This is a genomic window from Caminibacter pacificus, from assembly GCF_003752135.1.
Classification (GTDB): domain Bacteria; phylum Campylobacterota; class Campylobacteria; order Campylobacterales; family Nautiliaceae; genus Caminibacter; species Caminibacter pacificus.
This window is the reverse complement of record NZ_RJVK01000003.1, coordinates 143,173-169,211: the sequence shown is the minus strand read 5'-3', so window position 1 is coordinate 169,211 and position 26,039 is coordinate 143,173. Positions and strand designations below refer to the sequence as shown.

General features: G+C 35.6%; 25 protein-coding genes. 15 read left to right on the top strand and 10 right to left on the bottom strand.

The features are described from left to right. Positions 1–27: 27 nt before the first annotated feature. The 4 genes from EDC58_RS07160 to EDC58_RS07145 are packed head-to-tail and all read right to left on the bottom strand — an operon-like array spanning position 28 to position 2,831. Entirely contained in the window at positions 28–222 is a 195-nt protein-coding gene (locus EDC58_RS07160; protein WP_123352836.1) for a flagellar biosynthesis anti-sigma factor FlgM, read from the bottom strand. A 56-nt stretch (positions 223–278) separates the two neighbouring features. After that, the gene (locus EDC58_RS07155; RefSeq protein WP_123352835.1) at positions 279–551 is read right to left on the bottom strand and encodes a rod-binding protein; all 273 of its coding nucleotides are present in this window, start codon (positions 549–551) and stop codon (positions 279–281) included. 10 nt (positions 552–561) lie between these two features. Beyond that, entirely contained in the window at positions 562–1,524 is a 963-nt protein-coding gene (locus EDC58_RS07150) for a flagellar basal body P-ring protein FlgI (protein WP_123352834.1), read from the bottom strand. 47 nt (positions 1,525–1,571) lie between these two features. Then, positions 1,572–2,831 carry an MFS transporter gene (locus tag EDC58_RS07145; protein WP_123352833.1) on the bottom strand — a complete coding sequence of 420 codons (1,260 nt, stop codon included), beginning with the start codon at positions 2,829–2,831 and terminating at the stop codon, positions 1,572–1,574. 100 nt (positions 2,832–2,931) lie between these two features. Here EDC58_RS07145 and EDC58_RS07140 point away from each other — a divergent pair, with 100 nt between their 5' ends. Then, positions 2,932–4,491, top strand: coding sequence for a hypothetical protein (locus tag EDC58_RS07140; protein WP_123352832.1), 1,560 nt, complete (start codon positions 2,932–2,934; stop codon positions 4,489–4,491). Here EDC58_RS07140 and EDC58_RS07135 read toward each other — a convergent pair. Next, positions 4,488–5,267 carry a histidinol-phosphatase gene (locus tag EDC58_RS07135; RefSeq protein ID WP_123352831.1) on the bottom strand — a complete coding sequence of 260 codons (780 nt, stop codon included), beginning with the start codon at positions 5,265–5,267 and terminating at the stop codon, positions 4,488–4,490. The two genes, EDC58_RS07140 and EDC58_RS07135, sit on opposite strands and share 4 nt — an antisense overlap. Positions 5,268–5,321: 54 nt before the next feature. Here EDC58_RS07135 and EDC58_RS07130 point away from each other — a divergent pair, with 54 nt between their 5' ends. From EDC58_RS07130 to waaA, 10 genes are read left to right on the top strand one after another with little or no spacing between them, the layout of a single operon-like run. Then, positions 5,322–6,020 carry a hypothetical protein gene (locus tag EDC58_RS07130; protein WP_123352830.1) on the top strand — a complete coding sequence of 233 codons (699 nt, stop codon included), beginning with the start codon at positions 5,322–5,324 and terminating at the stop codon, positions 6,018–6,020. Between the two features lie 3 nt (positions 6,021–6,023). Next, positions 6,024–7,307, top strand: coding sequence for a peptidase U32 family protein (locus EDC58_RS07125; RefSeq protein WP_123352829.1), 1,284 nt, complete (start codon positions 6,024–6,026; stop codon positions 7,305–7,307). Positions 7,308–7,317: 10 nt separating this feature from the next. Continuing rightward, positions 7,318–7,815: a 5-(carboxyamino)imidazole ribonucleotide mutase gene (gene purE, locus EDC58_RS07120; RefSeq protein ID WP_123352828.1), complete on the top strand. Its 498-nt coding sequence runs from the start codon at positions 7,318–7,320 to the stop codon at positions 7,813–7,815. Beyond that, on the top strand, positions 7,815–8,273 hold the full coding sequence (locus EDC58_RS07115; RefSeq protein WP_123352827.1) for a DUF3972 domain-containing protein: 459 nt from the start codon (positions 7,815–7,817) through the stop codon (positions 8,271–8,273). The genes purE and EDC58_RS07115 overlap by 1 nt, the downstream gene beginning before the upstream one ends. After that, on the top strand, positions 8,273–8,512 hold the full coding sequence (locus tag EDC58_RS07110; protein ID WP_123352826.1) for a glutaredoxin family protein: 240 nt from the start codon (positions 8,273–8,275) through the stop codon (positions 8,510–8,512). The genes EDC58_RS07115 and EDC58_RS07110 overlap by 1 nt, the downstream gene beginning before the upstream one ends. Then, positions 8,512–9,375, top strand: coding sequence for a damage-control phosphatase ARMT1 family protein (locus EDC58_RS07105; protein ID WP_123352825.1), 864 nt, complete (start codon positions 8,512–8,514; stop codon positions 9,373–9,375). Before EDC58_RS07110 ends, EDC58_RS07105 begins: the two co-directional genes overlap by 1 nt. Before the next feature lie 10 nt (positions 9,376–9,385). Beyond that, a complete protein-coding gene (gene glyQ, locus EDC58_RS07100) occupies positions 9,386–10,240 on the top strand; it encodes a glycine--tRNA ligase subunit alpha (protein WP_235823196.1) in 855 nt (284 codons plus the stop codon). Then, positions 10,237–10,965 (top strand): Nif3-like dinuclear metal center hexameric protein, encoded by a 729-nt coding sequence (locus EDC58_RS07095; RefSeq protein WP_123352823.1) that lies wholly within the window; start codon positions 10,237–10,239, stop codon positions 10,963–10,965. Before glyQ ends, EDC58_RS07095 begins: the two co-directional genes overlap by 4 nt. Before the next feature lie 26 nt (positions 10,966–10,991). Beyond that, entirely contained in the window at positions 10,992–11,714 is a 723-nt protein-coding gene (locus EDC58_RS07090) for a zinc ribbon domain-containing protein (protein WP_123352822.1), read from the top strand. Continuing rightward, positions 11,714–12,835, top strand: coding sequence for a lipid IV(A) 3-deoxy-D-manno-octulosonic acid transferase (gene waaA, locus EDC58_RS07085; RefSeq protein ID WP_123352821.1), 1,122 nt, complete (start codon positions 11,714–11,716; stop codon positions 12,833–12,835). Before EDC58_RS07090 ends, waaA begins: the two co-directional genes overlap by 1 nt. On the opposite strand, the gene EDC58_RS07080 is transcribed toward waaA, so the two are convergent. Next, the gene (locus EDC58_RS07080) at positions 12,825–13,250 is read right to left on the bottom strand and encodes a hypothetical protein (protein ID WP_123352820.1); all 426 of its coding nucleotides are present in this window, start codon (positions 13,248–13,250) and stop codon (positions 12,825–12,827) included. The genes waaA and EDC58_RS07080 overlap by 11 nt on opposite strands. 70 nt (positions 13,251–13,320) lie before the next feature. Between EDC58_RS07080 and EDC58_RS07075 the strand changes: the two genes are divergently transcribed. Genes EDC58_RS07075 through EDC58_RS07060 form a run of 4 tightly spaced genes read left to right on the top strand, consistent with a single transcriptional unit; the run spans position 13,321 to position 19,038 of the window. Continuing rightward, positions 13,321–13,602: a DUF167 domain-containing protein gene (locus tag EDC58_RS07075; protein WP_123352819.1), complete on the top strand. Its 282-nt coding sequence runs from the start codon at positions 13,321–13,323 to the stop codon at positions 13,600–13,602. Next, the gene (locus EDC58_RS07070) at positions 13,599–15,971 is read left to right on the top strand and encodes a bifunctional diguanylate cyclase/phosphodiesterase (RefSeq protein ID WP_123352818.1); all 2,373 of its coding nucleotides are present in this window, start codon (positions 13,599–13,601) and stop codon (positions 15,969–15,971) included. The genes EDC58_RS07075 and EDC58_RS07070 overlap by 4 nt, the downstream gene beginning before the upstream one ends. Further along, a complete protein-coding gene (gene polX / locus EDC58_RS07065; protein ID WP_123352817.1) occupies positions 15,968–17,686 on the top strand; it encodes a DNA polymerase/3'-5' exonuclease PolX in 1,719 nt (572 codons plus the stop codon). Before EDC58_RS07070 ends, polX begins: the two co-directional genes overlap by 4 nt. Then, positions 17,683–19,038, top strand: a complete 1,356-nt coding sequence (locus EDC58_RS07060) for a transporter substrate-binding domain-containing diguanylate cyclase (protein WP_123352816.1) — start codon at positions 17,683–17,685, stop codon at positions 19,036–19,038. Before polX ends, EDC58_RS07060 begins: the two co-directional genes overlap by 4 nt. Here the strand turns inward: EDC58_RS07060 and EDC58_RS07055 are convergent. The 4 genes from EDC58_RS07055 to EDC58_RS07040 are packed head-to-tail and all read right to left on the bottom strand — an operon-like array spanning position 19,028 to position 26,033. Further along, positions 19,028–20,755, bottom strand: a complete 1,728-nt coding sequence (locus EDC58_RS07055) for a motility associated factor glycosyltransferase family protein (RefSeq protein WP_123352815.1) — start codon at positions 20,753–20,755, stop codon at positions 19,028–19,030. The genes EDC58_RS07060 and EDC58_RS07055 overlap by 11 nt on opposite strands. A 43-nt stretch (positions 20,756–20,798) precedes the next feature. After that, a complete protein-coding gene (locus tag EDC58_RS10365; protein ID WP_123352814.1) occupies positions 20,799–23,399 on the bottom strand; it encodes a flagellar hook-basal body complex protein in 2,601 nt (866 codons plus the stop codon). Positions 23,400–23,449: 50 nt separating this feature from the next. Beyond that, positions 23,450–25,357, bottom strand: coding sequence for a flagellar hook-basal body complex protein (locus EDC58_RS07045; protein ID WP_123352813.1), 1,908 nt, complete (start codon positions 25,355–25,357; stop codon positions 23,450–23,452). Positions 25,358–25,361: 4 nt separating this feature from the next. Further along, complete coding sequence (locus tag EDC58_RS07040; RefSeq protein ID WP_123352812.1) at positions 25,362–26,033, bottom strand: FlgD immunoglobulin-like domain containing protein; 672 nt, start codon at positions 26,031–26,033, stop codon at positions 25,362–25,364. Positions 26,034–26,039 lie beyond the last annotated feature (6 nt).

The window sequence follows — 26,039 nt, the reverse complement described above, 5'->3', positions numbered from 1 at the left end:
TCCCTTCCTTTTAGTCAGGGTGGAAGATTAAAACAAAAGAGCCTTTGCCATAGCTTCAGCGGTTTTTCTGAGGTCGATTTTATATTCGCCTTTTTGGATTTGCTGTTTTATCTCCTCCACCCTGGATAATTTTTGCACCTCTTGGGTTTTTTGTGTTTTTTTGGTTTCGTTTTGTTGGGTAGAGACAAACGTTTTAAATCCGATAGAGATTTTTCTAATCATTTTGTCCTTCTTATTTTTAGTTTTCTACCCAATAACATCGTCTTTTTATTCATTTACTAAACTTTTTCTTTCAAATAGTCGAATAAAAGCTTAGAATAGCCGAAATTGCCGCTAAGTTCTTTTGATAGTTGTTCTTGATACATCGATTTGTATATCTTCTCGCCCGGAGATTCGGGGAAAAGAGCGTTATTGCTATCCATTGCTTCTTTTAAGAAAAAATTTAAAATTTCACTCTCGAAATCATCACAAACTTTTTTTAGCTCTTTTAATGTTTGCGATTTCGATTCGGAGTGTTTGTGAAGCAGACTCGTTATAAGTTGTGTTTTCATTTTAAGCTCCTTAATTTACGACAATTTTAGCGCTAATCGCTCTTGAAGCCCTAAGGTTTTCAAGAATTGCGATTACATCCTGAGGCGTAGCTTTTACTCGTTGTAAATTCGATGTCAATTCCAAAACGCTTGTCTCTTTGTCTATTTTGATCGTAAAGTTTCCGTATACGATCACTGTCGGCTGCACCTTTATATCACTACCAGCAATTACCGTTCCGGTTCTTTCGTCAATTACGATAACCGGCTCGTGAGGTACTTTTACGTTTAGATTTTCAACCATTGCCAAAAATTCAGGCATTGAGAGGTTTTTTGGTTTTTTTAGTTTTACGGTTCTTGGGTCTATTGCTATCGCTACGTTTTGTTTAAAAAATGAATTGATCGTTTTTTGCACGTTTATTGCGAGATTGAAATCGCTCGTATTTAAAGAAAGAGTGGCGAATTTTTTGTGATAAATATCCCATACTACGGCTCTTTCGACGGTTGCACCTTTGATAACTTTGACGGTTGTAGTGAAGTGTTTTTGTTTTTTGCCGCCTTTTGTATTGAATCCGCCCATCGTAATAGGTCCTTGAGCCAAGGCGTAGATTTTTCCGTCAACTCCTATTAAAGGAGTGATAAGCAATACCCCTCCTTGAAGAGATTTCGCATCACCGATTGAGGAGACGGTTACGTCGATTTTATCTCCTTCTCTTGCAAACGGCGGAAGCGTAGCAGTTACTATTACAGCCGCTACGTTTTTGGATTTGATGTCTTGAGGGTCGATTTTTAGGTTTGTATTTTTAAGAAAGTTGGATAAGAACTGCTTTGTGAATTTTGTGGAGGAATCACCCGTTCCGTCAAGTCCTCCAACAACTCCGTAACCGAAAAGCTGGTTACTTCTAACTCCTACGATTGAGGAGATTTCTTTGATTTTTTGCGAAAAGGCAAAAGAGAAAAGAAGCGACAGGATTAAAACCGATTTAAAGATGTTCATCTAAACGCCTTTTTGCCATATCAAGCAAAAGGCGTTCCGAAAATGTTTTAGTCGATGTATCTGACTATTAAAACGCCTTCTTTTTCATAAAAATCATATACGTTTTTTTCGGTTTTCAACTCTTCGATAAAATCTTTGTCAAATTCGGTATATTCGACGATTTTGAATTTTTTTACAGGTTTCATTTTTATAAGAGCGAATACCCACAAAAAAGCGATGATGATTGAGATAATCAAAAAGCTTTTTAGCATACCGTGTTTCATAAAATATCCCGCTACCGCACCGCCTAAGAAAATTCCTAAATATTGAATGGTGTTGGAAGTTGAAAGAGCGGTGGCTTTTTGGTTTGCGTACGCGACTTTACTAACGAAACTTTGAAGTACCGGCTCAAGCAGGTTGAATCCGAAGAAAAATACTATAACTGCGATAAGTGCAAAAAGATAGTTTTGAGTGTTTAGACCTATTAAGAAAAGTATTAAAGCTAAGGTGATACTAAGAGCGCTTATAATAAATACGGCTTTTCCTTTTCCTTTTTTTTCGGCCAATATCGCACCTAAAGGAAGTGCGAAAAATCCGAATACCAAAGCTGGGATATATACTTTCCAAAGTGAGGTTTTTTCCCAATGAAAAGTTTGGGTGAATACAAGAGGAATCAGTAAGAAAAATACGCTCATAAGGCCTTTTTGCATAAAACCGCTGAAAAATAGTTTTAATAACTCTTTGTGAGCGAAAATATCTTTTAGAGAAACTTTCGAATCGGTATGGTGCACGATTTTAGGAGCTGGAGGTACTTTTGCAATTACCAAATATATAGAAATCAAAGCAAGTATAGCCGTTAATAAAAAGAGTTTGTCAACTCCCCATTTAGTTCCGATTGTAGGTCCTAAAATCATAGAAATCGCAAAACTTAAAGCGATAAATTGTCCCATTCTCGCAAAAATTTTAGCTCTGTTGTTTTCGTCGCTCAAATCCGACATGTAAGCCAAAATCACTCCTCCGATAGCTCCGGCACCTTGGAGTAGACGACCGAAAATAAGTGTATAGATGTTGTCTGAAAAAGCACAGACCAAACTACCTAAAAATAGTAAAAAAAGTCCGAAAATAAGGATTTTTTTCTTATCGTATCTATCAGCGAGTTTTCCGAATTGAATTTGTAAAAATACTTGAGAGAGGGCATATGCACCAAGCGCTACCCCGACACTGAATTCACTGGCGCCTTTTAAATGCATGGCATAAAGTGCAAGTACGGGCATTACTATAAAAAGCCCTAAAAATCTGATTGCCATAAGCAGGCTTAAATAAATCAATTTTTCTCCTTTTTCTGTTTTGGGCGAATTATACAACACTAAGATTAATTTTTTCTTTTATTGTGCCGATTTAGTTGCAAATAAAAACAAGGATGTAAAAATGAAAGCGACAGGATTAAAACCGATTGTTGGAGCGATTGCTATTAGTGCGTTTTTAATAGGATGCGGCGGTGGAAGCGGAGGAAGCAGTGAAGTCCAAAAAGTGGAAGGAAGCGTTCAAGCGAGTGTTTTAAAAGGAGTCAAAGTTTGTCTAAAAGGGACGAATGTTTGTGATATAACCGATTCAAACGGAAAATTCAGTTTGGATACGACGTATCCCGCAAATCTTGAAATCAGTGTGGGGGATACGAAACTCGGAGATGTCGAAGTAACCGGAAATACCGATATTACACCTGCTCTTTTAGCGGATAATAACGTAACTCTTGCAGCATACTTAGGTTCGCTTTTGCATAAAGCTGGCGGATGTAGCGTGACATCTAGTTATTGCGATTTGTCAAAAGTTAAGTCTTTTGATTTAAACGCAAGCGGTGATACGCTTGTAGATATGATTACTAAAGCCGTAAAAGACGGAGAACTTTACGCAAAAGTGGACGGAAAAGACGTTAACGTTACTTTAAGCGACGTTGATGCGTACGTTACGGCAAATCCTATTATAAGCGGAAGAGGTGAAATTACTTATCAAGGTGCGATGACTCTTGGTGATTATGCCGAATTTACTTTCGATTTGAAAGACGATGTTGTAAATTATCAGATTAAAGGTAACGTATTAGGTAAAGTGGCATCGAAATCAAAAATTTACAACATGTATAATAATATGCTATTTGTCAATAACGACGGAAGCAACTTTTATTATTTAACAGCGGGAATTATGTTTTCTACGATTATGCAAAACGGAAGTCCTTATACCGTTGTAGGTATTCCGAAAAACTTTATTGCTTTAAGTGCAAGCGACGTAGCGGGAAAAACTTACAATATTTTGCTTAGAGGCGTAAAAATCGCAAACGAATCGATAACTTCAATCGCTACGGTAACGCTAAATGACGATAACACTTTTACTTTTGCTACAAAAGATTCTAACGGAAACGTAATTTCAGTACTCGGTACCTGGAATTTTACGGATAATAAAGTATATTTAAAAGACTCAAACGGAAATGACTTTATGATTATGGCGGTAAAAAAAGGATATCTTCAAAGTATTGCAATTGCCGATTTCGTAAACGGAGGTTTCGGTTTAGGGGTTGAGAGCGAGCCTATGAGCGCAAGCGACTTTACGGGTTACGGGTATATTAAATTCATTCAAAACGTAGGAGAGAATAAAAACGAGATTTGTCTTGGTAATTTGAGAGTTAAAAAAATAGACGACACTCATGCTCAAATTGACGAGAGAGATTCAAAATGTTTTATGGTTTATATCAATACGAACGTAAATGCCGTATTTTTTGAAGAAGTTCCTGCTGAAGAGCCTATTAGTTATATGGCTTTGATTAATCCGACTATGGAAATCAACGGAAATTATATCACTCTTAATTCGGTGGCTTTAAGCAGCGGTGACGTTACGGGTGCGAGTATTATTGACGGGGATAACGGAATCTTCGCACAAATCGCAATTAGAGACGGAAAAGAGGTGGCTATTTTAGGTTCTAACAAACCTATCCATTAAATTTTAAACTCTCTTTTCTCTTTTTTTTCAAAATATACCAACTTCTCAACTCCCATTTTTTTAAGTTTTTGAGTGGTCTCTTTTAGCATAAATCCTACTTGGTTTGGCGAATGAGCGTCGCTTGAAGTCGTTAGGTCGATATTTTCTTCGAGTATCATTTCAAGGAGTTCGTCTGAGGGATAAGCTTCTTTTACCGGTTTTCTAAGACCTGCCGTATTGATTTCTACCGCTATATTCGATTTTTTTATGGCTTTTATCGCTTCTTTTGCCAAATCTTTTATATTTTTTTTAGGTTTGTGACCGAATACTTTTACCAAATCCAAGTGTCCTACGATATTGAAAAGTTTTGATTCGGCAAGTTCTTTTATGTATTTGAAATACTCTTTATAAACGTCATCAACGTCTCTTTTGTCCCACTCTTTTATAAACTCCGGATTATCAAACCCCCAATTATCCAAAAAATGAACGCTTCCTATCAAATAATCGACATCGGCATTCAAAACTCTTTTGTCGAGGTATTTTTTCGGTGTGAAATCGACTTCGTATCCGAGTAATATCTTTATATCGTTTTTATACTTTTCTTTTAGAATTTTAATCTCTTTTTCATAGGTTTGCATATCGCTAAATTCCATACGATATTGTGGGTCGAAATTCATAGGAGCGTGGTCTGCGAATCCGTAAACTTTTATTCCTTTTTTGATCGCTTCTTGAATGTACTCATCAGGTGTACCTTCGGCGTGGTTGCAAAGCGGGGTGTGGTTGTGTAAATCGACCATTTTTTGCCTTTTTTAGTGAAATTATATATAATATATCAAAAAAAGAGGTGGCTTATGACACAAGAGGAACTTGACGCTTTAATGGACGGTGATATCGAGGGTATCGACGCTCTTGAAGAGAGCGAAGAAAATCAAAACGACCAAAGCGAAGATGATTTGCTTGAGGGAATTTTGGATGAAGCGGTAGAAGATAGCGAGCCAAAAGATGAAGATAGCGAAGAGATATATCCTCCGCCTGCGGATGATAAGCACAGAGTCGTAGCTCAGCTTGACGAAGTAACAAAAGAGAGCGAAGAAAAAGCCTCTCAGGTTATAGACATCATGGATGAAATATCCGAAGCCGTAAGCTACGCAAATGAAGACCTAAACGACGTACTTGATTTTTTCGTTCACCAAAAAGAGCTTTTTTCCAAGCTTGTCGAAAAGTTTCCTCATATTAAAACTTTTAAAACCGAGCTTGAAAAAATTGACGAAATGATTGAAAAAGTCAAAAAAGCTATAGAAAGCAACGAAGAGACTCAAGATAAAATAATGACGGCGATGGAGATTATGCAATATCAAGACATCCATCGTCAAAAAATAGAAAGAGTTATAAATATTATGAGAGCATTGATAAAATATATGAATAAATTATTCGAAGGAAAAATCGACGATGAAGAGAGAGTTAAAAGCGCAAATCATATTCATGGAGACGAAAGTGAGACCGTTAGCGACGAAGATATCGAAGCGTTACTCGAGCAGTTCGGAGTGTGATGTATGAAAAAACCTGAACTTTTAGCACCGGCCGGTGATTTCGAAAAGCTTAAAATCGCAATAGAATACGGAGCGGATGCCGTTTATGCGGGAGTGAGTCATTTTTCTTTGCGTTGTCACAGCGGAAAAGAGTTTGATTACGAAACGTTTAAAGAAGCGGTGGATTATGCTCATGAAAGAGGCGTAAAGGTATATGCTACTGTAAATTCCTTTCCTTTTGAAAATCAGCTTCCTTTAGTCGAGTCTCATATTAAAAAATTAAAAGAAATCGGCGTTGATGCGATGATTATTTCGACACTCGGGGTTATTGCAAAAGCAAAAGAGATAGCACCCGAAATAGATATTCATCTCTCAACTCAAGCAAACGCTCTTAATTCTTGGGATTATAAAGCGTATAGGGATTTCGGAGTAAAGAGAATTATTGCGGCAAGGGAGACAAGTCTTAAGGATTTGATAAAAATAAAAGAAAAAGTACCCGATGTGGAAATAGAGATTTTCGTTCATGGTGCTATGTGTTTTGCGTATAGCGGAAGATGTCTTTTAAGTGCCGTGCAATTCGGAAGAAACCCGAACAAAGGAAGTTGTGCCAACGATTGTAGGTATCCGTATGTTTTATATGCCGAAAATCCGGAGACCGGTACTATGTTTAAAATGGAAGAATATGAAGACGGCACTTATATAATGAACGCTAAGGATTTATGTCTTATTAAACATATTCCGGAAATTTTGGATGCCGGAGTTGTGGATAGTTTGAAAATAGAAGGTAGAACCAAAGCGCCTTATTACGTCGCGGTGGTTACAAAAGCTTATAGAGATGCGATTGACGAATATTTAAGCAGCGGAAAATGCGATTGCGAAAAATATTATAAAGAGATTTTAACGACCAAAAATAGAGGCTTGACGGATGCGTATTTAGTTAAAAGACCTTATGAAAGAGACGATACGCAAAATCTTGAGACTTCTTTGACTCACGGAGAGTGGCAGGTAAGCGGAGTAGTTACGCAAGAGGGTGATAGTTTTATGTGTAAATATAAAACTTTTCCGGGTGACGTTGTTGAAATTTTACTACCTAAAAATGCTAAAATTTCACCTTGTGAAAACGAGATAGGTAAAATTTGGCAAGAAGATGGCAAGTGGTATTTAAAATTTAATAAAATAGTTACAAAAAGCGGTAAAGAATTAAACGCGGTGCATAGCGGGAACCAAAATCCGATTATGCTTCCTTGCAAATTGCCGCCGCTTACCTTTTTGAGAAAAAAAGTAGAATATAGCCCAAACGGCGTATAAGGAGAGAAAAATGAGATTTGTTAGCGTGCTTATGGGAAGTAAGAGCGATTATGAGATAATGAGAGAAGCTGTAAAAATTTTTGAAAAATTCCAAATTCCTTACGAGCTGATAATTACTTCGGCTCACAGAACTCCGGATAGAACTCATTCGTATGTAAAAGAAGCCGAAGAGAGAGGTTGTAAAGTGTTTATTTGTGGTGCGGGAATGGCGGCTCACTTAGCGGGGGTTGTAGCATCATTAACTACAAGACCGGTTATCGGTGTACCTATGCCTACCGGAATGATGGACGGGCTTGACGCTTTATTATCTACTGTACAGATGCCCGGAGGTATGCCGGTTGCGACTGTTGCGGTAGGAAAAGCGGGAGCTAAAAACGCCGCATATCTTGCGCTTCAGATTTTGGCAAACAGCGATGACGAGCTAAAAGCGAAACTTGAAGAAGACAGAATCGCTCAAGCTAAAAAAGTGGAACTTGATTCAAAAGAAGTTGAGGTAAGACTCGATTAATGCAAACTTGGCTAAGTATCGAGGAGTTTAGTAAGCTTAGCGGAAAAACGCGCAAAGAGATAATTAAACTCTGTAAAGAAAAAAAACTTAAATGTAAAAAACAAGAAGATACAATTTATGTTGAAGTCGAATCGATGGCGAAGGCTCTTGTGCCTTTGCCCGAACTTCAAATAATCGAAAAAGAGCAATCGATTGCCGAGAGAACAATCGGTATGCTTTTGACGTTGCATGAAAAAGTTTTGATGAGTAAAGATGAGACTATCGAAACTTTAAAAGAAGAAAATCAGTTTTTAAAAGAGTCTATTTACGCTATTCAAGAAGATTACGAAAATCAAAAAAAGACAATCGAAAGACTTCAAAAACAGCTTGAAATTTGTCAAGAAGAGCTTGAGTTTTGCAGAAGAAAATATAAACTTATGTGGGGACAAGTATTAAAAAAAGAGAATAAGGAGGATTGATGGCTCAAAAAAGAGTTGTGCTTTTTACCGCTCCCGGTTGTGTGTGGTGTACTAAAGCCGAGCAGTTTTTTAGAAAAAACAAAGTAAAATACAAGAAAATCGATATAAGCAAAGACCAAAGAGCGGCAAAAGATTGCGAAAGACACGGATGTAGAGGAGTGCCTGTAATTCTTATAGGCAGCAGATGGATTTGTGGATTTAACGAGCCTGTAATTAAAAAAGAACTTGGAATTAAATAATGCATATAAGCAAAGAGTGTTATTTATGCATTTATAATCAGGTTTTTAAAATAACCGAGCGTTTGAATTTGAATGATGAAAAAGCAAGCGAGGTTTTAAGGGTCGGAGCTAAAATTCTCTCCAAATACGACCTAACATATATGCCGCCCGTAATTGCGGCGGATGTTTATAAAAAGATATCCGAAATTTTGGGAATTGAAGATTTATTTGAAAAAGAGAAAAAAGAAGCGATAAAAGAAGCGTTGAAGTTTAAAGAGATTCTTGAAAAAAGAATAAAAAAAAGCAAAGACCCGCTGTTTGATGCTGCGAAAATTTCCGTAGCCGGCAATGTTATAGACCTCGGAGTTCATCAGGAGTATAATTTAGAAAAAGAGATTAAAAATATTTTTGAAATGAAATTTTTTAAAAACGATTTTAATGAGTTTAGAGAAAAACTCAAAAATGCAAAAACTCTTTGTTATCTTGCTGATAATGCCGGAGAAAACGTATTTGACGAAATTTTTATTAAAGAGATAAGACGTTTTAATCCTGAAATTCAAGTTTTTTATTTTGTTAGAGGAAAGCCGATTATTAACGACGTAACTTTAAAAGATTTGGAAGGTCTTGAGATTTGGGATTTGGCGGAAGTGGTGGATAGCGGAGTGCCGACACCGGGATTTTGTATTCCTTTTGCTAACAAAAAAGCAAAAGATATTTTCCAAACGAGCAATTTGGTAATCAGCAAAGGAATGGGAAATTTCGAATGTCTTTTTGGAGAGTGTGAAAGAGAAGTGTTTTATTTTTACAAAGTAAAGTGCAACGTAGTGGCAAGAGCGAGCAAATCAAAGCTTGGCGAATATATGATTTATAAAGGTGAAAAATAAAGGAGCGTTGATGTATTTTAGTGATTTACTTTTGAAACTTCAGGAATTTTGGAAAAACAAAGGATGTAATATCGTTATGCCTTACGATTTTCCAAGCGGGGCGGGGACGTTTCATCCCGCAACTCTACTTAGAAGTCTTGAAAACAGACCTTGGAATGTGGCGTATGTTGCGCCGAGTCGTCGTCCGACAGACGGAAGATACGGAGAAAATCCCAATAGGCTCGGGAGTTATTATCAGTTTCAGGTTATTATGAAACCGAGTCCCGACAATATTCAAGAGATGTATCTTGAGAGTCTTGAATATTTAGGACTTGATTTGAAAAATCACGATGTGAGATTTGTAGAAGACAACTGGGAGAGCCCGACTCTCGGAGCTTGGGGGCTTGGATGGGAAGTTTGGCTTGACGGTATGGAAGTTACGCAGTTTACCTATTTTCAACAAGTAGGAGGTTTAAAGACTTTCCCGGTACCTGTTGAGATAACCTACGGTACCGAAAGACTTGCTATGTATCTTCAAGGGGTGGATAACGTATATGATATTAAATGGAACGAAAATACGACTTATGGGGATATGCATAAAGAGGGTGAATTTGAATTTTCAAAATATAATTTTGAAGTCGCAAATACGGATATGCTTTTTAGATGGTTTGAAGACAGCAGAAACGAAGCCAAAAGATGTATAGAAGCAAAACTTCCGCTTCCGGCGTATGATTATACGATTTTTGCGAGTCATATTTTTAACGTGCTTGATGCGAGAAAAGCCATCTCTCAAACCGAGAGACAAAACTATATTTTAAAAATAAGAGAGCTTGCAAAAGCGGTTGCCGAATTGTATGTTGAAATCCAAGAAAAGCAAGAGAAATGAAAGTAAGAACGATTTATGATTTTTTAAACGAAGTTTCGCCTTTTGAATATCAAGAAGAGTGGGACAATAGCGGTCTTAACGTAGGTGATTACAATCAAGAGGTTAAAAAAATTTATCTCTCTTTAGATATTGACGAGAGTGTAATTGAAAAAGTAGAAGATAATTCGTTGATTATCACTCATCATCCTTTGATTTTTAGAGGAATTAAAAGAGTGGTGCCTAATTCTTTTTCTACTAAATTTTTAATTAAACTGATTCGAAAAAACGTATCGTTAATTGCAATGCATACCAATTTTGACAAAACTCATCTTAACAACTATTTTGCGACTAAAGTATTGGGACTTAGCGGAGTTGCGGAAGATTTCGTTTTTTATAGCGATGTTTTTATGAGTTTTGACGAGCTTGTAAATTTAGTAAAAGATAAGATGAATTTGGAAAAAATAAAAGTTGTAAAAACAAAAGATTTTATTGAAAAGGTTGCAATTACGACGGGTGCGGGGATGAGTTTACTTAGCGGTATTAAAGCTGATTGTTTTTTAACGGGTGATATTAAATATCACGAAGCTATGGATGCAAAAGCCCGCGGAATTTCACTGATTGATATCGGTCATTACGATAGTGAAAAATATTTTACGGACGTTTTATATAAAGCGATTGATGGCGAAATCGGATTTGATGTGGAGATTATAAAAATAAATTCTCAAAATCCGTTTTCGTTAATTTGATATAATTTCATTAAAAAAGGCAGAGAATGAACAAATTCCTAAAAGAGCTAATTGAACTGAATAGATTAGAGAGAAAATTAAAAGAGCTTGAGCCTGTAGAAGCGAATATAAAAGCCCCTTTGATTAAGCTTGAAAATCAAAAAGCTTCGCTTGAAGAGAGACTTGAAAAACTTGAAGACGAGATTAAAAATATCAAACTTAAAAAAAGCAAAAACGAACTTTTAATTGCGGAACTTAAAGAAAAACTAAAAGATATCGAAGAGAAACAAAACAAAGTAAAAACTGAAAAAGAGTTTAAAGCGCTTCAAATCGAAGAAGAACTTGCAAGAGAACAAATAGAAAGCGCAAATGAAGAGATTGCAAGATTTGAAAAAATGATAGAACAAAAAGAGGAAGAAAAAGCTGAGCTTTTAAAAGAGATTGAAAAAATTGAAGCAGATATTACTATTACTAAAATGGATGTTGAGAAAAAACTAGAAACTGTTGAAAAACAAAAAGAAGAACTTTATAAAAAAAGAGACGAGCTTATTAAAGAGATGAATCCTAATATTTATAGATTCTATGAAAAAATCAAAAAATGGGCCGGAGTTACGGCTGTGGCTCCTATTAAAAAACAGGCATGTACGGGATGTAATATGAGAATTAACGACAAAATTTACGCTGAAGTTTTAAAAGGTGAAGAAATCGTAACGTGTCCACACTGCGGAAGAGTACTTTTCGTTGAAGATGAGGATAAATCACAAGATTAATGGTTGTAATTTATTATATCTTCGCACTTTTTATCTATCTTATTTCTCTTCCTTTTTTGATTTTTTTAAGTTTTAAACAAAAATATAAAAAATCAATTCCCGCAAGATTTTTTCTATATAAAAATCCCCCTTTTTCTAAAAAGCTTCATTGGTTTCACGCCTGCTCTCTTGGAGAAACTAAAGCGCTAAATCCGATAATAAAAAATTTTGAAGAGATAAATTTATCGGTTATTACTCAAACGGGATTTAACGAAGCCGAAAGACACAAAAACGCTCATGTAAGATTTTTACCTTATGAGATATTTTTGCCTTTTTGGATAAGGCCTTGTAAAAGTTTGGTGGTAATGGAAGCGGAGCTTTGGTATATGCTTTTTTACGTTGCAAAAAGAAGATGTGAAAAAACTATACTTTTAAATGCGAGAATAAGCGATAGAAGTTTTCCTAAATATATGAAGTTCAGGTGGTTTTATAAGAAAATATTCGAAAATATCGATATTGTTTTGGCTCAAAGCGAAACGGATAAAAAAAGACTTTTAAAACTTGGAGCGAAAAACGTAAAGGTTATAGGAAATATTAAAACTATAACCGATTTTAAAGTTACGAAAAACTACAAAAAAAGAAAAAAACTTTTGGTTATCGCTTCAACGCATGAAAACGAAGAGGAGATAATATTAAAAAACATACCTCTTGAATATCAAATAGTCGTAGCACCAAGACATCCCGAAAGATTTAAAGAAGTAGAAAAATTCCTAAAAGATTTCGCTACAAAAAATTCTCTTAGTTTTTCTAAACTTTCACAATCAGATGAGGAATTAAAGGCAGATATTATTTTGGATGACGTTTTGGGTGAGCTTATTAATTTGTATGCCGTGTCGGATGTTGTGATTTTAGGGGGAAGTTTTGTAGAAAATGTCGGAGGTCACAATCCTATAGAAGTTGCATATTTTAATAAACCTTTGATTAGCGGAAGGCATATCTTTAATCAAAAAGCTCTTTATAAAGAGGTGGAAAACATAAAAATTGTAGATGTTAAAGAGTTAAAAGAGGCTTTAAAAGACTTAAAGCCTACTTTTATTAAAAACAGAGCTGATTTGAAAGAGATTTTAAGAGTTATTTCGTAAGTTCGTCAAGTTTTTTCGTATCTACGTATTTTGCGAATTCTTTAAAATATGCTCTAACTTCAGGAGTGCTTGTAATTGCTGCGCCAGCTACTCTTCCTAAATATTCGAATGATTGGGAAATCGCTTGGTTTCCTTCGTATTTTACTGCGTTTTTGAATTCGTTTTTACAATCCACCGTTAATAATCTCGTTACATAATTTCCCATAGCTTTATTTATTTGTATTTTTTGTGATTTTGAAATTGTTGCGTATTTTGCGAGGTCCGGGTCTTGAGCGAATGCAAAAAACATCCAGGTTTTTAAAACTTTAATATCGTTTTGAGAAGAGTGATTTACCATACATTGAATTAATTGATTGGTATAAATTCCGGCATTTAATGTTATGGCGGCAGCGGCAATTGCTAAAAATTTTTTCATTCTTTCTCCTTTGGTTTTTCATATAATACCATAAAAAAAAATTAAATATAGCCGATTTAAAGGAGATGAAATGGTTTATGAAATAAAAAACGGTAAAGTAATTATAAACGTAAAAGCTCAGCCGAACTCGTCAAAAAACAAGATTGCCGGAATATACGGCGAGAGTTTAAAAATAAACATAAAAGCTCCGGCGGTCGAAGGAGCTGCGAATAAAGAGTTAATTAAATTTATTAGCAAAGAATTCAAAATACCAAAAAGCGAAATCGAATTAAAAGGTGAAACGAGCAAAAGAAAACAGCTTATTTTGCCTTTAAATGAAAAACTAAAAAAATTTTTAGAAAGTTTGGAATGAAACAATACTCATGTACGTTTGATGAAAGAAATATAAAAGAGATATTCGAAAAAACAAAAAACTTAAACTATAAAACACTTTTGGTTCAAATTTATTGCGGGGTTGTGATAAAGTCGTATATTTTAGGTGTCGTATCGACTGTAAAAGAGTATTTTCCCAATGCAAAAATAGTCGGTATAACTACCGATGGCGAAATTATAAATTCTAAAATAACTCAAAACGATGTTGTTTTGTCTTTTTCTTTTTTTGAAAATACTGATATTGAGATTGAATTTTTTCAAAAAGGCAATTTATTTGAAGATGGGAAAAGGCTTGCCTCAAAAATAAAAAAAGATACAAAACTTTTAATAATTTTTGCTTCGGGAATAGAATTTAACGCGGATGATTTAATAGAAGGGATAAATTTTATAAATGATAACGTTCCCGTTATTGGAGCGTTGGCCGGAGATAATGCGAAATTTAGAAAAACTTATGTTTTTTATGAAAATGAAATTACTGAAAACGGTGTTTTAGGAGTTTTTTTTAATTCTTCCGGTTTAGATGTTTATATCGACAGTTCTTTTGGATGGGTGAAATTCGGAAGACGTATGAAAATTACAAAAAGCGATAAAAATATCGTATATGAAATTGATGAAAAAAATGCATTTGATGTTTATAGCTACTATTTAGGAACCGAAATAAAAAATTACTTTCCTCAAATCGGAGTCGAGTTTCCATTGATAAAGACAATTAATAATTTGGATGTCGCAAGAGCGGTTGTAGGGATTAGGGATAAAGCGCTTATCTTCGCCGGAGCTTTGAATGAAGGTGAAATAGTAAATTTCGGAATTGCTGAAATTTCTAAAGTACTTGAAAATTCAAAAAGGATTTTTCAAAAACTTTTAAGACATAAAATAGAAGCTCTTTTTGTGTTTTCGTGTATGGCAAGAAGACGTTTTGTCGAAAAACTCTCTTTTTTAGAGCTTCAGATGTTAAAAAACATCCCCAATACCGGGTTTTTCGGATACGGGGAGTTTTTTAACGGCAGATTTTTAAACCAAACTTTAAACGTTTTGGCTTTAAGCGAGGGGGGAGATTTAGAAAATAAAGAGCTCTATATCCCCAAAAACGACAAAGTTACTACGATAGAATCTTTAATACATCTTGTCGATGTGGCTTTTAACGAAGTGAGGCAAAAATTATATATCGATAACGTAACTCAGCTTCCTAATAAAGCCGCATTTGATGAAGACGTACTTAGAAACCCTTACGGTGCGGTGCTTTTCGATATAAAAAAATTTTCTAATATTAATGATAAATACGGTGAGGAAGTTGGGGATGAAGTTTTAAAAAATCTTGCGAAGATTTTGCAAAAATTTATTATCAAAAATGCTAAACTTTATAGAATAAGTGCGGATTATTTTATAGTGCTTTTTTTTGAAAAATGTAATTTAGGAATGTTTGCTTATAGCGTAATCGAGTATTTTTATAATAATCCTTTAAAAATCAAAATCAAAGATGAAGAGTATGAGATAGATTTGGATTTATATGCGGCGTTGGTAGAGGGGGTTGAGGGTAGGAAAATAAAAATCAAAGCAGATATGGCTTTACATTACGCAAAAGTTACAAAAGAAAATATCGTAAAATATTCAAAAGATTTAAAAATAGAAGAAAAGATCAATAAAGAGATTGAAATATTAAATTTCGTAAAAAAAGCGATAATGGAAAATAGGGTGATTCCGGTATTTCAGATGATTCAAAAAGATGATTTGAGTTTTGAAGCGCTTGTTAGAATAATTGATGAAGATGGAAAATTAGTTTCTCCTTTTTACTTCTTGGATTCCATAAAAAATACGAGATATTACGATGAAATTACGAGAATAATGATAGAAAAAAGCTTTAAAATCTTTCAAGACCTACCACATAAACTTTCTATAAATTTTTCATACGAAGATATTCAAAACGAAAAGACTGTGGAGTTTTTATTAGAAAAAATAGAAAAATTCAATATGCAAAATAGAGTGATTATAGAAGTATTGGAGACCGATTCGATAAGCGAGTACGACGTTTTTGAAAATTTTGTAAAAAAAGTCAAAAAATACGGCGTTGAAATTGCGATTGACGATTTTGGTAGCGGTTATAGCAATTTTATCTATCTTGCGAATATAAAGCCCGATTATATAAAAATCGACGGAAGTTTGATTAAGTCTTTGGATGAGAATGAAAAATTTTATAAAATAGTAAAGACGATAGTCGAGTTTGCTAAGGAGATGGATATCAGAGTCATTGCCGAATTCGTCAAAGACGAGAAAATTTACGAAATATGTAAAAAACTCGGGATTGACGGAATGCAGGGCTATTTTATTCATATTCCTTCAAAGGATATATGATGACAAACGGCGAAATTGCTAAAATGCTTGCAATGACCGCGGATTTGCTTGAGATTAAAGGTGAAAACCCTTTTAAAGTCAGAGCATACAGAAACGCTGCGAGGATTGTGGAAAATTCAAGTAAAGATTTTGACAAATTGGTAAAAGAGGGATTTGATTTAACTAGACTTCCGGGAATCGGTAAAGATTTGAGCGAATATATAAAAGAGATTGTAAATACGGGCAAATTTCATAAATTGGAGGAGCTTAAAAAGGAGATTCCTCAAGGCTTGGTTGATATGCTAAGTATCGAAGGCTTAGGACCTAAAAGGGTCAAACAAATTTATGACGCATTCGGCGTTACGTCTTTAGAGGAGCTAAAAAAATACGCTCAAAGCGGAGAACTTGATAAGTTACCGGGGTTTGGGCCTAAGCTTATTGAAAAAATCCTAAAAGGCATAAAACAACTAAAAAAAGCCGGTATTAGATTTTTGTGGGCTGAGGTTGAGGATATTGCGGAGGATTTGAGAGAGTATTTGTTGAAATTCGAGGGTGTGGAGATTGTGGAAATTGCGGGAAGTTACAGAAGAAAAAAAGAGACTGTAGGGGATTTGGATATTTTGGTTGTGGCAAAAGATTATCCCAAAGTTAGTGAATATTTCATAAAATATCCCGAAGTAAAAGAGGTCCATTCCGCAGGTCTTACTCGCTCGACCGTCTTTTTACAAAACGGACTACAGGTTGACTTAAGAGCCGTGAGTCATGAGAGCTACGGGGCTGCTTTGCACTATTTTACGGGAAGTAAAGCTCATAATATCGAAATTAGAAAAATAGCTATTTCTTTAGGTATGAAAGTTAATGAATACGGAGTTTATAAAGACGATAAAAAAATAGCCGGTGAGAGCGAAGAAGAGGTTTATAAAGCGGTTGGACTTTGTTATATAGAGCCCGAGCTTAGGGAAAATAGAGGTGAAATAGAGGCTTGCAGGGAAAACAGACTTCCGAAACTTATAAAAAGGGAGGATTTAAGAGGGGATTTGCATATTCATTCAAATTACAGCGACGGAGCGAATACGATAGAAGAGATAGCGAAAAAAGCGATTGAGCTTGGATATGAATATATTGCAATTACAGACCACTCAAAAAGGCTTAAAGTCGCAAACGGAATGGATGAAAAGAAAATTCTTAGGCAATTTGAGGAGATTGATAGGTTAAATGAGAAGTTTAAGGGAAAAATTTATATTTTCAAAGGGTGCGAAGTTGATATTTTAGAAGACGGCTCTTTGGATTATGATGAAGAGATTTTAGAAAAATGTGAAATTGTAAATGCGGCTATTCATTATAAATTCGATTTACCAAGAGAATTACAGACAAAAAGAGTAATAAAAGCGATAAATAATCCTTTTGTCACCACAATATCACATCCCACAGGTAGAATTCTGCACAAAAGAGAAGAGATGAGTTTGGATTTTGAACTTATTTTTAGCGAAGCTGTAAAAAACGGAGTCTTCTTAGAGATAAATTCTCAACCCGACAGACTCGATTTAAACGACGTTTTGATAAAACAGGCAATCGAAAAAGGCGTAAAACTCGTCATAAACAGCGATGCCCATAATTTAAAATCGCTAAATTTCGTAAAATACGGAATAAATCAGGCAAGAAGAGGCTGGTGCGAGAAAAAAAATGTTATAAATACGCTTTCTTTAAAAGAATTAAAAGGAATGCTTAGAGAATGAGATTTTTGATTTTTTTTGTGTTAATAAAACTTTTATTCGCCGTCGATTTAAACTCCACTCAAAGAGAGTATTTAAATACGAGAGTATTTAATATTGCAACAACTACGAAGTGGGAACCGTTTAATACCGAAATCGACGGAAAACTTGTCGGAATAGCCGTTGATTATTGGAAACTTATAGCTAAAAAAACGGGGATTAATTATAAATTTTTAATAAAGCCTACTTGGATAGAAGTATTGCAAGCTATAGAATACGGCGATGCCGATTTGGCTCTTGGTGCCGGAAAAACTAAAGAGAGGGAAAAATATGCAGTTTTTACTAAGCCTTACGTTACTTTTCCTCTTGTAATCGCCACAAGAAACGATGTAGGATTTATTCCCAATATCACTTTTTTAAGAAATAAAATAATAGCTGTCGGTAAAGGATATACGGCAGAAGCGTTACTTAAAAAAAATTATCCCAATCTAAACGTCATAAGCGTACCCACGATTGATGAAGCTTTAAAAATGGTAAAAGAGGGCAAAGTTTATGCCGCTATAGATATTTTGCCGGTAATTGCTTACAAAATCAACAAATACCAATACGATAATTTAAAAATTTCAGGACAGCTTGATATAAAGTTTCCTGTTAGGTTTATGATAAATAAAAGTGAAAAAGAACTTGTGCCGATTATTAATAAAGCGATTGACGAAATAACGTTTGATGAGAGAGAAAATATTTATAAAAAATGGATTACGGCTCAAAAGTCAAAACCGAATTATTTTCAAATCGTTATTATCATAATTTTAGCCGCTATAATCGTAATGCTTATTATTTGGGTCGTTAAACTCAAGATCAAATTAAAATATGAACATGAATACGAAATAATGCTTGAAAAACTTGCTAGTTACGATAAACTCACAGGTATTTACAACCGCCAAAAACTCGAAGAATTTTTGGAAATGTTTGCAAGTGTTTATCAAATAAACAATGAGCCTTTTAGCGTAATATTTTTTGATGTGGATAATTTTAAAAAAATAAACGACGATTTCGGTCATCAGGTAGGAGATATCGTACTTGTAGAGATAAGCTCCATAATTCAAAGCAGTATCAGAAAAAGAGATATTTTCGGCAGATGGGGCGGGGAAGAATTTATGATAATTCTTGAAAATTGCAAAATCGACGAAGCTTGCAGTATTGCCGAAAATATAAGAAAAAAAATAGAAAAACACAATTTCGGTATTAATAGAGCAGTGACTTGCAGCTTCGGAGTTAGCGAGTATGCGGGAGGGGATTTGAAATATTTCTTGCTCGAAGTGGATGAAAAGCTATATAAGGCTAAAAGAGAAGGAAAAAACAGAGTTATTTGCTAAAAACGTCTAAGTTTTCGGAAATAGTCTCTTGCATCTCTTTCGGGTCTTTTGAGAACGAAAGAGCGTAGAAATTTATAAGTATATGAAAAATCGATCCCTTTAAAAGAGTGAAGGTTTTTTTGTCTATTTTTGCATACTCTTTTACTAAATCTTCAATAAAATCAACGGCACCCGTGAGTTCTTTTTGGTTTGATATTTTTAGCTTAAAGGCTTCTTTTAATGCTTTAATAAGAGGTTTCGTATCGACGTTGCAAGGAGGGTATTTTTTTGTTTTAAACGCTTTTAGCATTTGAGAGATAACTTTTTCTTTGTCGATTTTAGGTAAATTTTTGTTTTTTAGAGGTTGTGCGCCTTTGATATACGCTCCTTTACTTAGGTTGTAAACTTTTAAATTAAACATTTCTATCATTTTTTCTATTTTGTCTTTTGAAGAGAGAAAAAGAGAGTCGGTATAAACGTATTCGTCAAAATTTCCTTTTATTTTTATTCCGCTTTTTGCCGTGTCGTCTCTATCGTCATAAAAACTGCCGCTTGCGTGTTTTTTTTGACCTATTTTAAAGCCTAAATCCATACCGCAAAGATATATTTCGTCCGTAAAATTCGCTGCAAAAGCAAACCCTGCGTTTCCGACTATAGGTGATGATCCGATAAGAGGTTTATAGCAATCCTCAAGAGTAAAAGCTTCTCTTATAAACATCAGCGGTTTTTTAGCCATTTTAAAAACTTTTTCATCCACTACGCTTGCACCTAAAAAATACCCATTAAAAAACGGCAGCGTATCTTTTAATACATCCGGCAAAATATCTATTCTCTCTTGTTCTATATGAAAATCGGGCTGGATGTCGTGTTTTAAAAGAGGTTTTATTGCAGTACCTACCGATACTAAAATTATCGAATCTCTGTTTTTTTTGATAAATTCGATCGAATCTTCCAAACTTTTTCCGTTTGCAATAACGCATATCGGAGCGTTAATTTTTCTTTTTTCTTCCAAAATCGGATATTTGTTTATGTTTTTTTTGTGTTTTTTTATACCTTTCATTTCATCTTCATATGTTCCCCAGCCTCTTAGTTTGCTGGCTTGTATGTTTGAAAATTTTGCAATTGCGTCATTAATTAAAGGGTGTTCGTAAGCTTTGTAGTAGATATTTAAAAAGCTTGAAGTAACGACTCTTTCATAAAAGAATTTTTCGATTGCAAAATAGTCTATCTCTCCACCTATCCATAAAAAAAGTCTTTTATCGAGTTTGGTGTATAGTTTTTCATAATCCACAAAATAGAGACTGATTGCAAAAAATTCCGGATTCGGTTCGTAGATAAATAGAGATTGAAAATAGTATTTTTCTACTAAATTTTGAAGATGTTTTCCGCTAAGGAGCCCGAAAAGTATGGTTGTAGGCAAAAAATCGCTTTCAAAAGCGTAGTTTTTTTCTTTGCTCATAAATGAATTGATAACTTTTCCGGTAGCATAAAACTCTTTTTCATCCCAAAAGTCGGGATTTATAAAAAAGCTTTTTTCCCACAGAGGGTTTTTTAAGGGATTAGTCGAAATTGTTTTTGAATCGATTGTGATTGAATTGGGATATACCGGATTTCCGTTATGGTAGAGATTATCGTTTTTTATTTGGAAATTTCTTTTTTTTATGGATGTTATCAGTTTGTAATAACTTGGAATATTTTCATAAAAAAATTTCAGGTTTTTTTCAAAAAGTTTTTGCATATACGCCCCTAAAAATCGGAAGAGATTTTTAGGGTATTATAGTTTATTGTTTGAGTTGAAGCAAGGTGTTTAGCATTTGGTCGGATGTCGTTATCGTTTTTGAGTTTGCTTGGAAACCTCTTTGAATTACGATTAATTGAGTTAAGCTTCTGCTTAAGTCGACGTTACTCATTTCAAGAGAGCTTGGTTGAATACTTCCTCTACCGCCCGTTCCGGCCGTTCCTACTATCGGGTCTCCGGAGTTAGGAGAGGCGGCGAATAACGTTCCTCCTTCGTTCATCAAACCTTCGTTATTTACGAATTTAGCAAGAGCCACTTGAGCGAGGCTGTAGCTTCTTCCGTTTGTAAATACGCCGATAATCGTACCTGTTTGGTCTACTACGAGTTGTTGTAAATCACCTCCCGGGTATCCGTCTTGTGTTTGTCCGCTTGTGGTACTTGGTGCTTCAAAAGATGTTAGGCCGTTGAATTTGTTAGGGTCTCCGAAATCCAACTGTACCGCTTGACCTGTAGTCGCTCCGTTATTCGGGTTGAAAATCAAGCTTGGAGGATTGAATGAATTGATACTTCCGTCACTATTGAATTTTACGTATCCGTATGCCGGTTGGTCCAAGCTTGAAGGAGCAGGCACCTCAGCATACCATTTCCATACGGTCGGGTCGTTTGGTGAAGTGGAAGTATGGGTTTTTCTAAAATGAAACGTTAGTGTGTGTTTTGCGCCAAGTGAGTCGAAAATATCCATGCTTGTGGTATGAACTGCTGCGTTCATTGCTTGTGAAAAAGCACTGCCTCCAGCTGCTACGGTTCCGTTAATAGGTGAAAAAGCGTCTGTAAATAGTTGATTGTCCTGTTCGTCGCTAGGATAACCGTTTACGGTGATATTAAACGAACTAGGTGAAGTGTTTTTGACATTTATTTCACCGTTGTCGGTTATAGATACGATACCGCTGTTTCCTGTTGTCGAGTTAGCAGGGTCTCCGCTTGCATCAACCGCCATTTGCCATAGATTTGCCAAATCTTGGATATCATGGAAATAATAGATATCGTTTTTATAAAAAGTAGATGTTTCACTTCCCGTTCCGTCAAGACCGTCCATCATTTTCGCAAGTCTTCCGAGTACCGTCGTAGTATCTGCAGCGATTACGTTTCCGTTTGAGTCTCTCACCTGAGCGTCTTGGATTCCGCTACCGCTTGATTCGACTATTTTACCGTCTTTAAATGAGATTATATCGTTGATGTTTCTATTTGTAAGGTCAGTGTTTAATAAACAGCATAAATCACTTATAGTTTGAAAATCTTTTCCGTATGTATAAGTTACCGTATCACCGTTTGAGAGTACGAACGATAGTTGTTGATTCGTACTTAGATACGCTCTATTATCCGCATCGCTTGAAGCGTCGGAATAAAAGAGCCAATGGAATCCTTCGTTTGAATCTGCCGTGATAGGTTTTGCAGGTTGATAAGAACCTGTTGCCGTACCGCAACCCTCACTCGAATTAATAGGGTCTTTTGTGTAGATGAATTTTCTTGTTTCTCCAAGACCGTTGATATTTACGCTAATTCCTTGTCCGTCTTCAAGATTAAAGGCGTCTCCGTTGTTGTTAAAAAGCTCTCCTACGTCATCGGCGCCTATAAAGCTGTTTTGAATAGCTTTTAAAGAACCGGTAGTGATAGAAGGTCCTTGTAAACCTTTGAAAACGTCACCTAAAACTTGGTTTGTAGAGGCGAAAACAGAGTCGCTAACTACGATTTTGTTTTTAGGGTCTACGATTTGTCCGTCTCCGTTTAGGTATACTTTTGCGTTGTAGGCATCCGGAGTATCACCCGTAGATTCTAAAATTTTAGCGTTGATTTTATCCATTAATTCTTTAATCGTAGTAAATTTGTTATCGTCAGGCGAAGTGCTTTTCCCGTATACGAACGTAAAAACTTCCGTTGCGGTATCGATAGTTCCGTCGTTATTTATATCGATTCCGAGTTGTAATTTATCGACATCGGGAGTTAGGTTTATTTTGTTTCCGTTGGCATCGTAAATTCCGTTCATATCGGCCGTTTGATCTACTGTAGGTCTTGTTCCGGCTTTTTCTACTATATGATCGCCGCTATTTAGGTTGGCTTTTATAGAAATTTTGCTGGTAGGATTTGCCGGAGTCGTTAGTCCGGGAGGAATTGATATCGGTTGAAGACCTTTTGCGGTATCTATGTTGTGAGTTTCAGGGTCTGCCAGCCAACCTTGAACGATATATCCGTTAGGGTCTACGAAATTTCCGTTTGCGTCAAAAGTAAAATCACCGGCTCTTGTGTAGCGGTATGTTTTTCCTCCGTCGCCGCTTACGATAAAAAACCCGTCTCCGTTTATAGCCATATCCGTATTTTTATCGGTATTTTGAATACTTCCTTGCTTAAAAATCGTTTCAACCGAGCTTACACTCGTACCAAGACCTATTTGAAGCGAGTTTTTACCTCCTAAGTTTCCTTGAGGAGCAGTTGCGCTTTTTACGGTTTGGCTAAGTAGGTTTTGAAAATTCGTACGGCTGTACTTAAATCCCACGGTATTTACGTTAGCGATGTTGTTGGCTTCTACGTCCATAGCTATTTGATGAGCGTTAAGTCCGCTAACCCCGCTCCATAAACTTCTCATCATGGTTAATCCTTTTTCGATTTTTTATTTATAAAGTTAAGCAATTATCGTTCCTATCTTTTTAAATTTATCGCTTTTTGAATCATTTCGTCACTTGTCGTGACTGTTTTTGCGCTTGCACTGAATGCTTTTTGAGTAATAATTAGTTCGGTCATTGCCGTAGTCATCGAAACGTTTGAATTTTCAAGACTTCCGGATAAAATTTGAGCGCCTTGGATGTATTCTCCGTTGTTTTGATATAAAAACGCTTCTTTTGAATTTGAAGTAGGAGTGAAAAGATTACCTCCTACACTATCGAGCCCTTGGTCGTTTTGAAAATGAAAAATAGGAATTTGTCCCAAAACGGCTTGTTTTGCGTTTGAAAATGTAGCGATAATGTTTCCGTTTTGTTCTATTTGATAGTGTTGGAGATATCCTTTTTCTATTCCGTCTTGATTAAACGAATAGCTAAGAGCTTTATCGGGTTTTGCATAGGATGTTAGGTTGAAATTAATATCGATTTGTTGCGGTTCGTTTAGGGTTATGGTTTTTGGTGATAACAAAGCTCCGTTAGAATCGAAAACGAACTCTTTTGTTAGATTCGTAACTTCTCCGTTTTCGTTTGTTATTTTGATGTTTCCAAGCCAGGTAATTTTATCGGGCTCGACTTTTTGTTTTGTAAATTCAAACGTAATAGTGTCTTTATTTCCGTTTGCTTCGATAATGTTTCCTCCGAAATCTTGAGTATTGCTTAAAAACTGAAGACTTTTAGCGTCCGTTTGAGGAATTATCACGTTTCCGAGTCTATCGAGGTTTGTTAGGAATTTTTCGTTGGAATTGTTTGCCGCGTGAGAGTAAGCGTTTAGAGTTTCATTACTTAAATTCGAAATATAAAATTCTCCGTTTTCAAATCCTATTTTAGTTTCGTTTGGATACGCTACATCAGCAAGGGATTTTAGTTTTTCTACGAAATCTTTCGGAGTTGCGAAGTCGTATCGGTTTTTAGGGTCCGTTTTGTATGTCAAAACGGCAGCCGCCGTGCTTTGCATTATATTATCGTTTGATTTTAAGATAAATTCATTAGGAGTGCTTATAGTGATGGTGTCGTTTGAGATTGAGTTTGTAAATCCGTTTTTAGTCAGTTCGCTTGATAGTTTTTGTAAAATCTCTTCGCTTGTAGAGCCGTCGGGAAGTGTGAATTTAATCTCTTTTCCGTTTAGTGTAAAATCTATATTAACGTCTTTTCCGTCTTTTTCGTCGTTTGGAATACAAAAAGTAGAAGATAAAATTCCAGAATCGTATTTTACATCGTTTCCAAAACCGAATACCAAATTTTGAGAATCTCTAATTTGCATATCTTCTCCGTCTTTGTTATAAAGAGCACTGAAATATAGGTTTTCGGTAGCGGGTTTTGTTGTTGTAATTTGAGTGTCGTCGTTTAGGTTTGAAGTGAGGTTTACGTTTTTAGTCGCCACCGCCGGTAAAATCACGTTATCAGGAAGAGAGATTGGAGTGAATGTCGTATTTAAAATATCGGGAACCTGTTTTGTCGTATCAACGATATAGCTTCCGTCGTCTTGTTTTATTAAGTTATTGGCATTTGCTACCAAAAGATAATCTCCCGAATCATTTACCAAATATCCTTGAGCGTCTCTATTAAATGCTCCGTTTCTTGTATAAAAAGTCATATCTCCGTGTTTTACTCCGAACCATCCGTTACCGCCTATTGCCAAATCAAAAGGATTTTCGGTGTTTATGATACTACCTTGAGACGTATCAAGAGAAGTTGAGGTGATAGTGGAGCCCATTCCCGTATCGCTACTTTGGGTTCCTACGAGAGTGGTTGAAAAAATAGTTGAAAAATCGGGAGTTTTTTCTTTAAAACCGATTGTATTTATGTTTGAGATATTATCGCCCCATACATCGATTCCTTGTTGAAAACTCATAAGACCCGCAATTGAATTGTAAAATGAGGTTGTCATTTCATCATCCTTGCCATTCGTATATTTCTTTTATTTCGCTAAACGGAAGATAATTGCTACCGAGTTTTGCGTAAGGTTCTCCGTTTTCGAATTTGATAGATTCAATCGGATACGCCCCAAGAGCCGTAGTATGCTCGCTACCGTCAGGCGAAGTGTAGGTGGCTGTGACTTCATATGTGTCGCTCGGTACTCTCTCACCCGCGTCGTTTGTCAAATCCCAATCAAAATTCAATACGCCTTTCGTGTGCGCTTCAAGAGGGAAAGTTCTTACGACATTTCCGTTTTTGTCCTTAATTTCGACTTTACCGCTTGAGATATCGTCTCCGAAATACAAATCGAAACTTACGCTGTTATCGTCGTCGGTGACGTTTATGTATCTATATCCGGTATCACCGATTTTTCCGATAGCGCTAATTGCGCCGAGTTCGGAGTTTGTTTGGAGTGTTTTTGAGAGATTATCAAGAGTCGTTTGCATATTTTGATTCATCTCCATTGTCGAAAGATAAGCGGTTTGTTCAAGCATTTTATCCGTATCCATCGGGTCTGTAGGGTCTTGCATTTCAAGCTCTTTTAAAAATAGTTGCATAAACGCGTCTTTGTCGAGTTGGGAGTTTGGGTTATAAACGAAATCGTTATCGGATTGTGTGACGGTGTTGGAAACTGATGTAATTGCCATTTTCGA

Coding starts and splice junctions, on each gene's coding strand:
- EDC58_RS07150 (WP_123352834.1), bottom strand. CDS start 1,524: ATGAACATCTTTAAATCGGTTTTAATCCTGTCGCTTCTTTTCTCTTTT.
- polX (WP_123352817.1), top strand. CDS start 15,968: ATGATGACAAACGGCGAAATTGCTAAAATGCTTGCAATGACCGCGGAT.
- EDC58_RS07115 (WP_123352827.1), top strand. CDS start 7,815: ATGCAAACTTGGCTAAGTATCGAGGAGTTTAGTAAGCTTAGCGGAAAA.
- EDC58_RS07130 (WP_123352830.1), top strand. CDS start 5,322: ATGACACAAGAGGAACTTGACGCTTTAATGGACGGTGATATCGAGGGT.
- glyQ (WP_235823196.1), top strand. CDS start 9,386: ATGTATTTTAGTGATTTACTTTTGAAACTTCAGGAATTTTGGAAAAAC.
- EDC58_RS07040 (WP_123352812.1), bottom strand. CDS start 26,033: ATGGCAATTACATCAGTTTCCAACACCGTCACACAATCCGATAACGAT.
- EDC58_RS07080 (WP_123352820.1), bottom strand. CDS start 13,250: ATGAAAAAATTTTTAGCAATTGCCGCTGCCGCCATAACATTAAATGCC.
- EDC58_RS07135 (WP_123352831.1), bottom strand. CDS start 5,267: ATGGTCGATTTACACAACCACACCCCGCTTTGCAACCACGCCGAAGGT.
- EDC58_RS07090 (WP_123352822.1), top strand. CDS start 10,992: ATGAACAAATTCCTAAAAGAGCTAATTGAACTGAATAGATTAGAGAGA.
- EDC58_RS07060 (WP_123352816.1), top strand. CDS start 17,683: ATGAGATTTTTGATTTTTTTTGTGTTAATAAAACTTTTATTCGCCGTC.
- EDC58_RS07155 (WP_123352835.1), bottom strand. CDS start 551: ATGAAAACACAACTTATAACGAGTCTGCTTCACAAACACTCCGAATCG.
- EDC58_RS07045 (WP_123352813.1), bottom strand. CDS start 25,357: ATGACAACCTCATTTTACAATTCAATTGCGGGTCTTATGAGTTTTCAA.
- EDC58_RS07070 (WP_123352818.1), top strand. CDS start 13,599: ATGAAACAATACTCATGTACGTTTGATGAAAGAAATATAAAAGAGATA.
- EDC58_RS07095 (WP_123352823.1), top strand. CDS start 10,237: ATGAAAGTAAGAACGATTTATGATTTTTTAAACGAAGTTTCGCCTTTT.
- EDC58_RS07110 (WP_123352826.1), top strand. CDS start 8,273: ATGGCTCAAAAAAGAGTTGTGCTTTTTACCGCTCCCGGTTGTGTGTGG.
- EDC58_RS07140 (WP_123352832.1), top strand. CDS start 2,932: ATGAAAGCGACAGGATTAAAACCGATTGTTGGAGCGATTGCTATTAGT.
- EDC58_RS10365 (WP_123352814.1), bottom strand. CDS start 23,399: ATGATGAGAAGTTTATGGAGCGGGGTTAGCGGACTTAACGCTCATCAA.
- EDC58_RS07125 (WP_123352829.1), top strand. CDS start 6,024: ATGAAAAAACCTGAACTTTTAGCACCGGCCGGTGATTTCGAAAAGCTT.
- EDC58_RS07105 (WP_123352825.1), top strand. CDS start 8,512: ATGCATATAAGCAAAGAGTGTTATTTATGCATTTATAATCAGGTTTTT.
- EDC58_RS07160 (WP_123352836.1), bottom strand. CDS start 222: ATGATTAGAAAAATCTCTATCGGATTTAAAACGTTTGTCTCTACCCAA.
- EDC58_RS07055 (WP_123352815.1), bottom strand. CDS start 20,755: ATGCAAAAACTTTTTGAAAAAAACCTGAAATTTTTTTATGAAAATATT.
- purE (WP_123352828.1), top strand. CDS start 7,318: ATGAGATTTGTTAGCGTGCTTATGGGAAGTAAGAGCGATTATGAGATA.
- waaA (WP_123352821.1), top strand. CDS start 11,714: ATGGTTGTAATTTATTATATCTTCGCACTTTTTATCTATCTTATTTCT.
- EDC58_RS07075 (WP_123352819.1), top strand. CDS start 13,321: ATGGTTTATGAAATAAAAAACGGTAAAGTAATTATAAACGTAAAAGCT.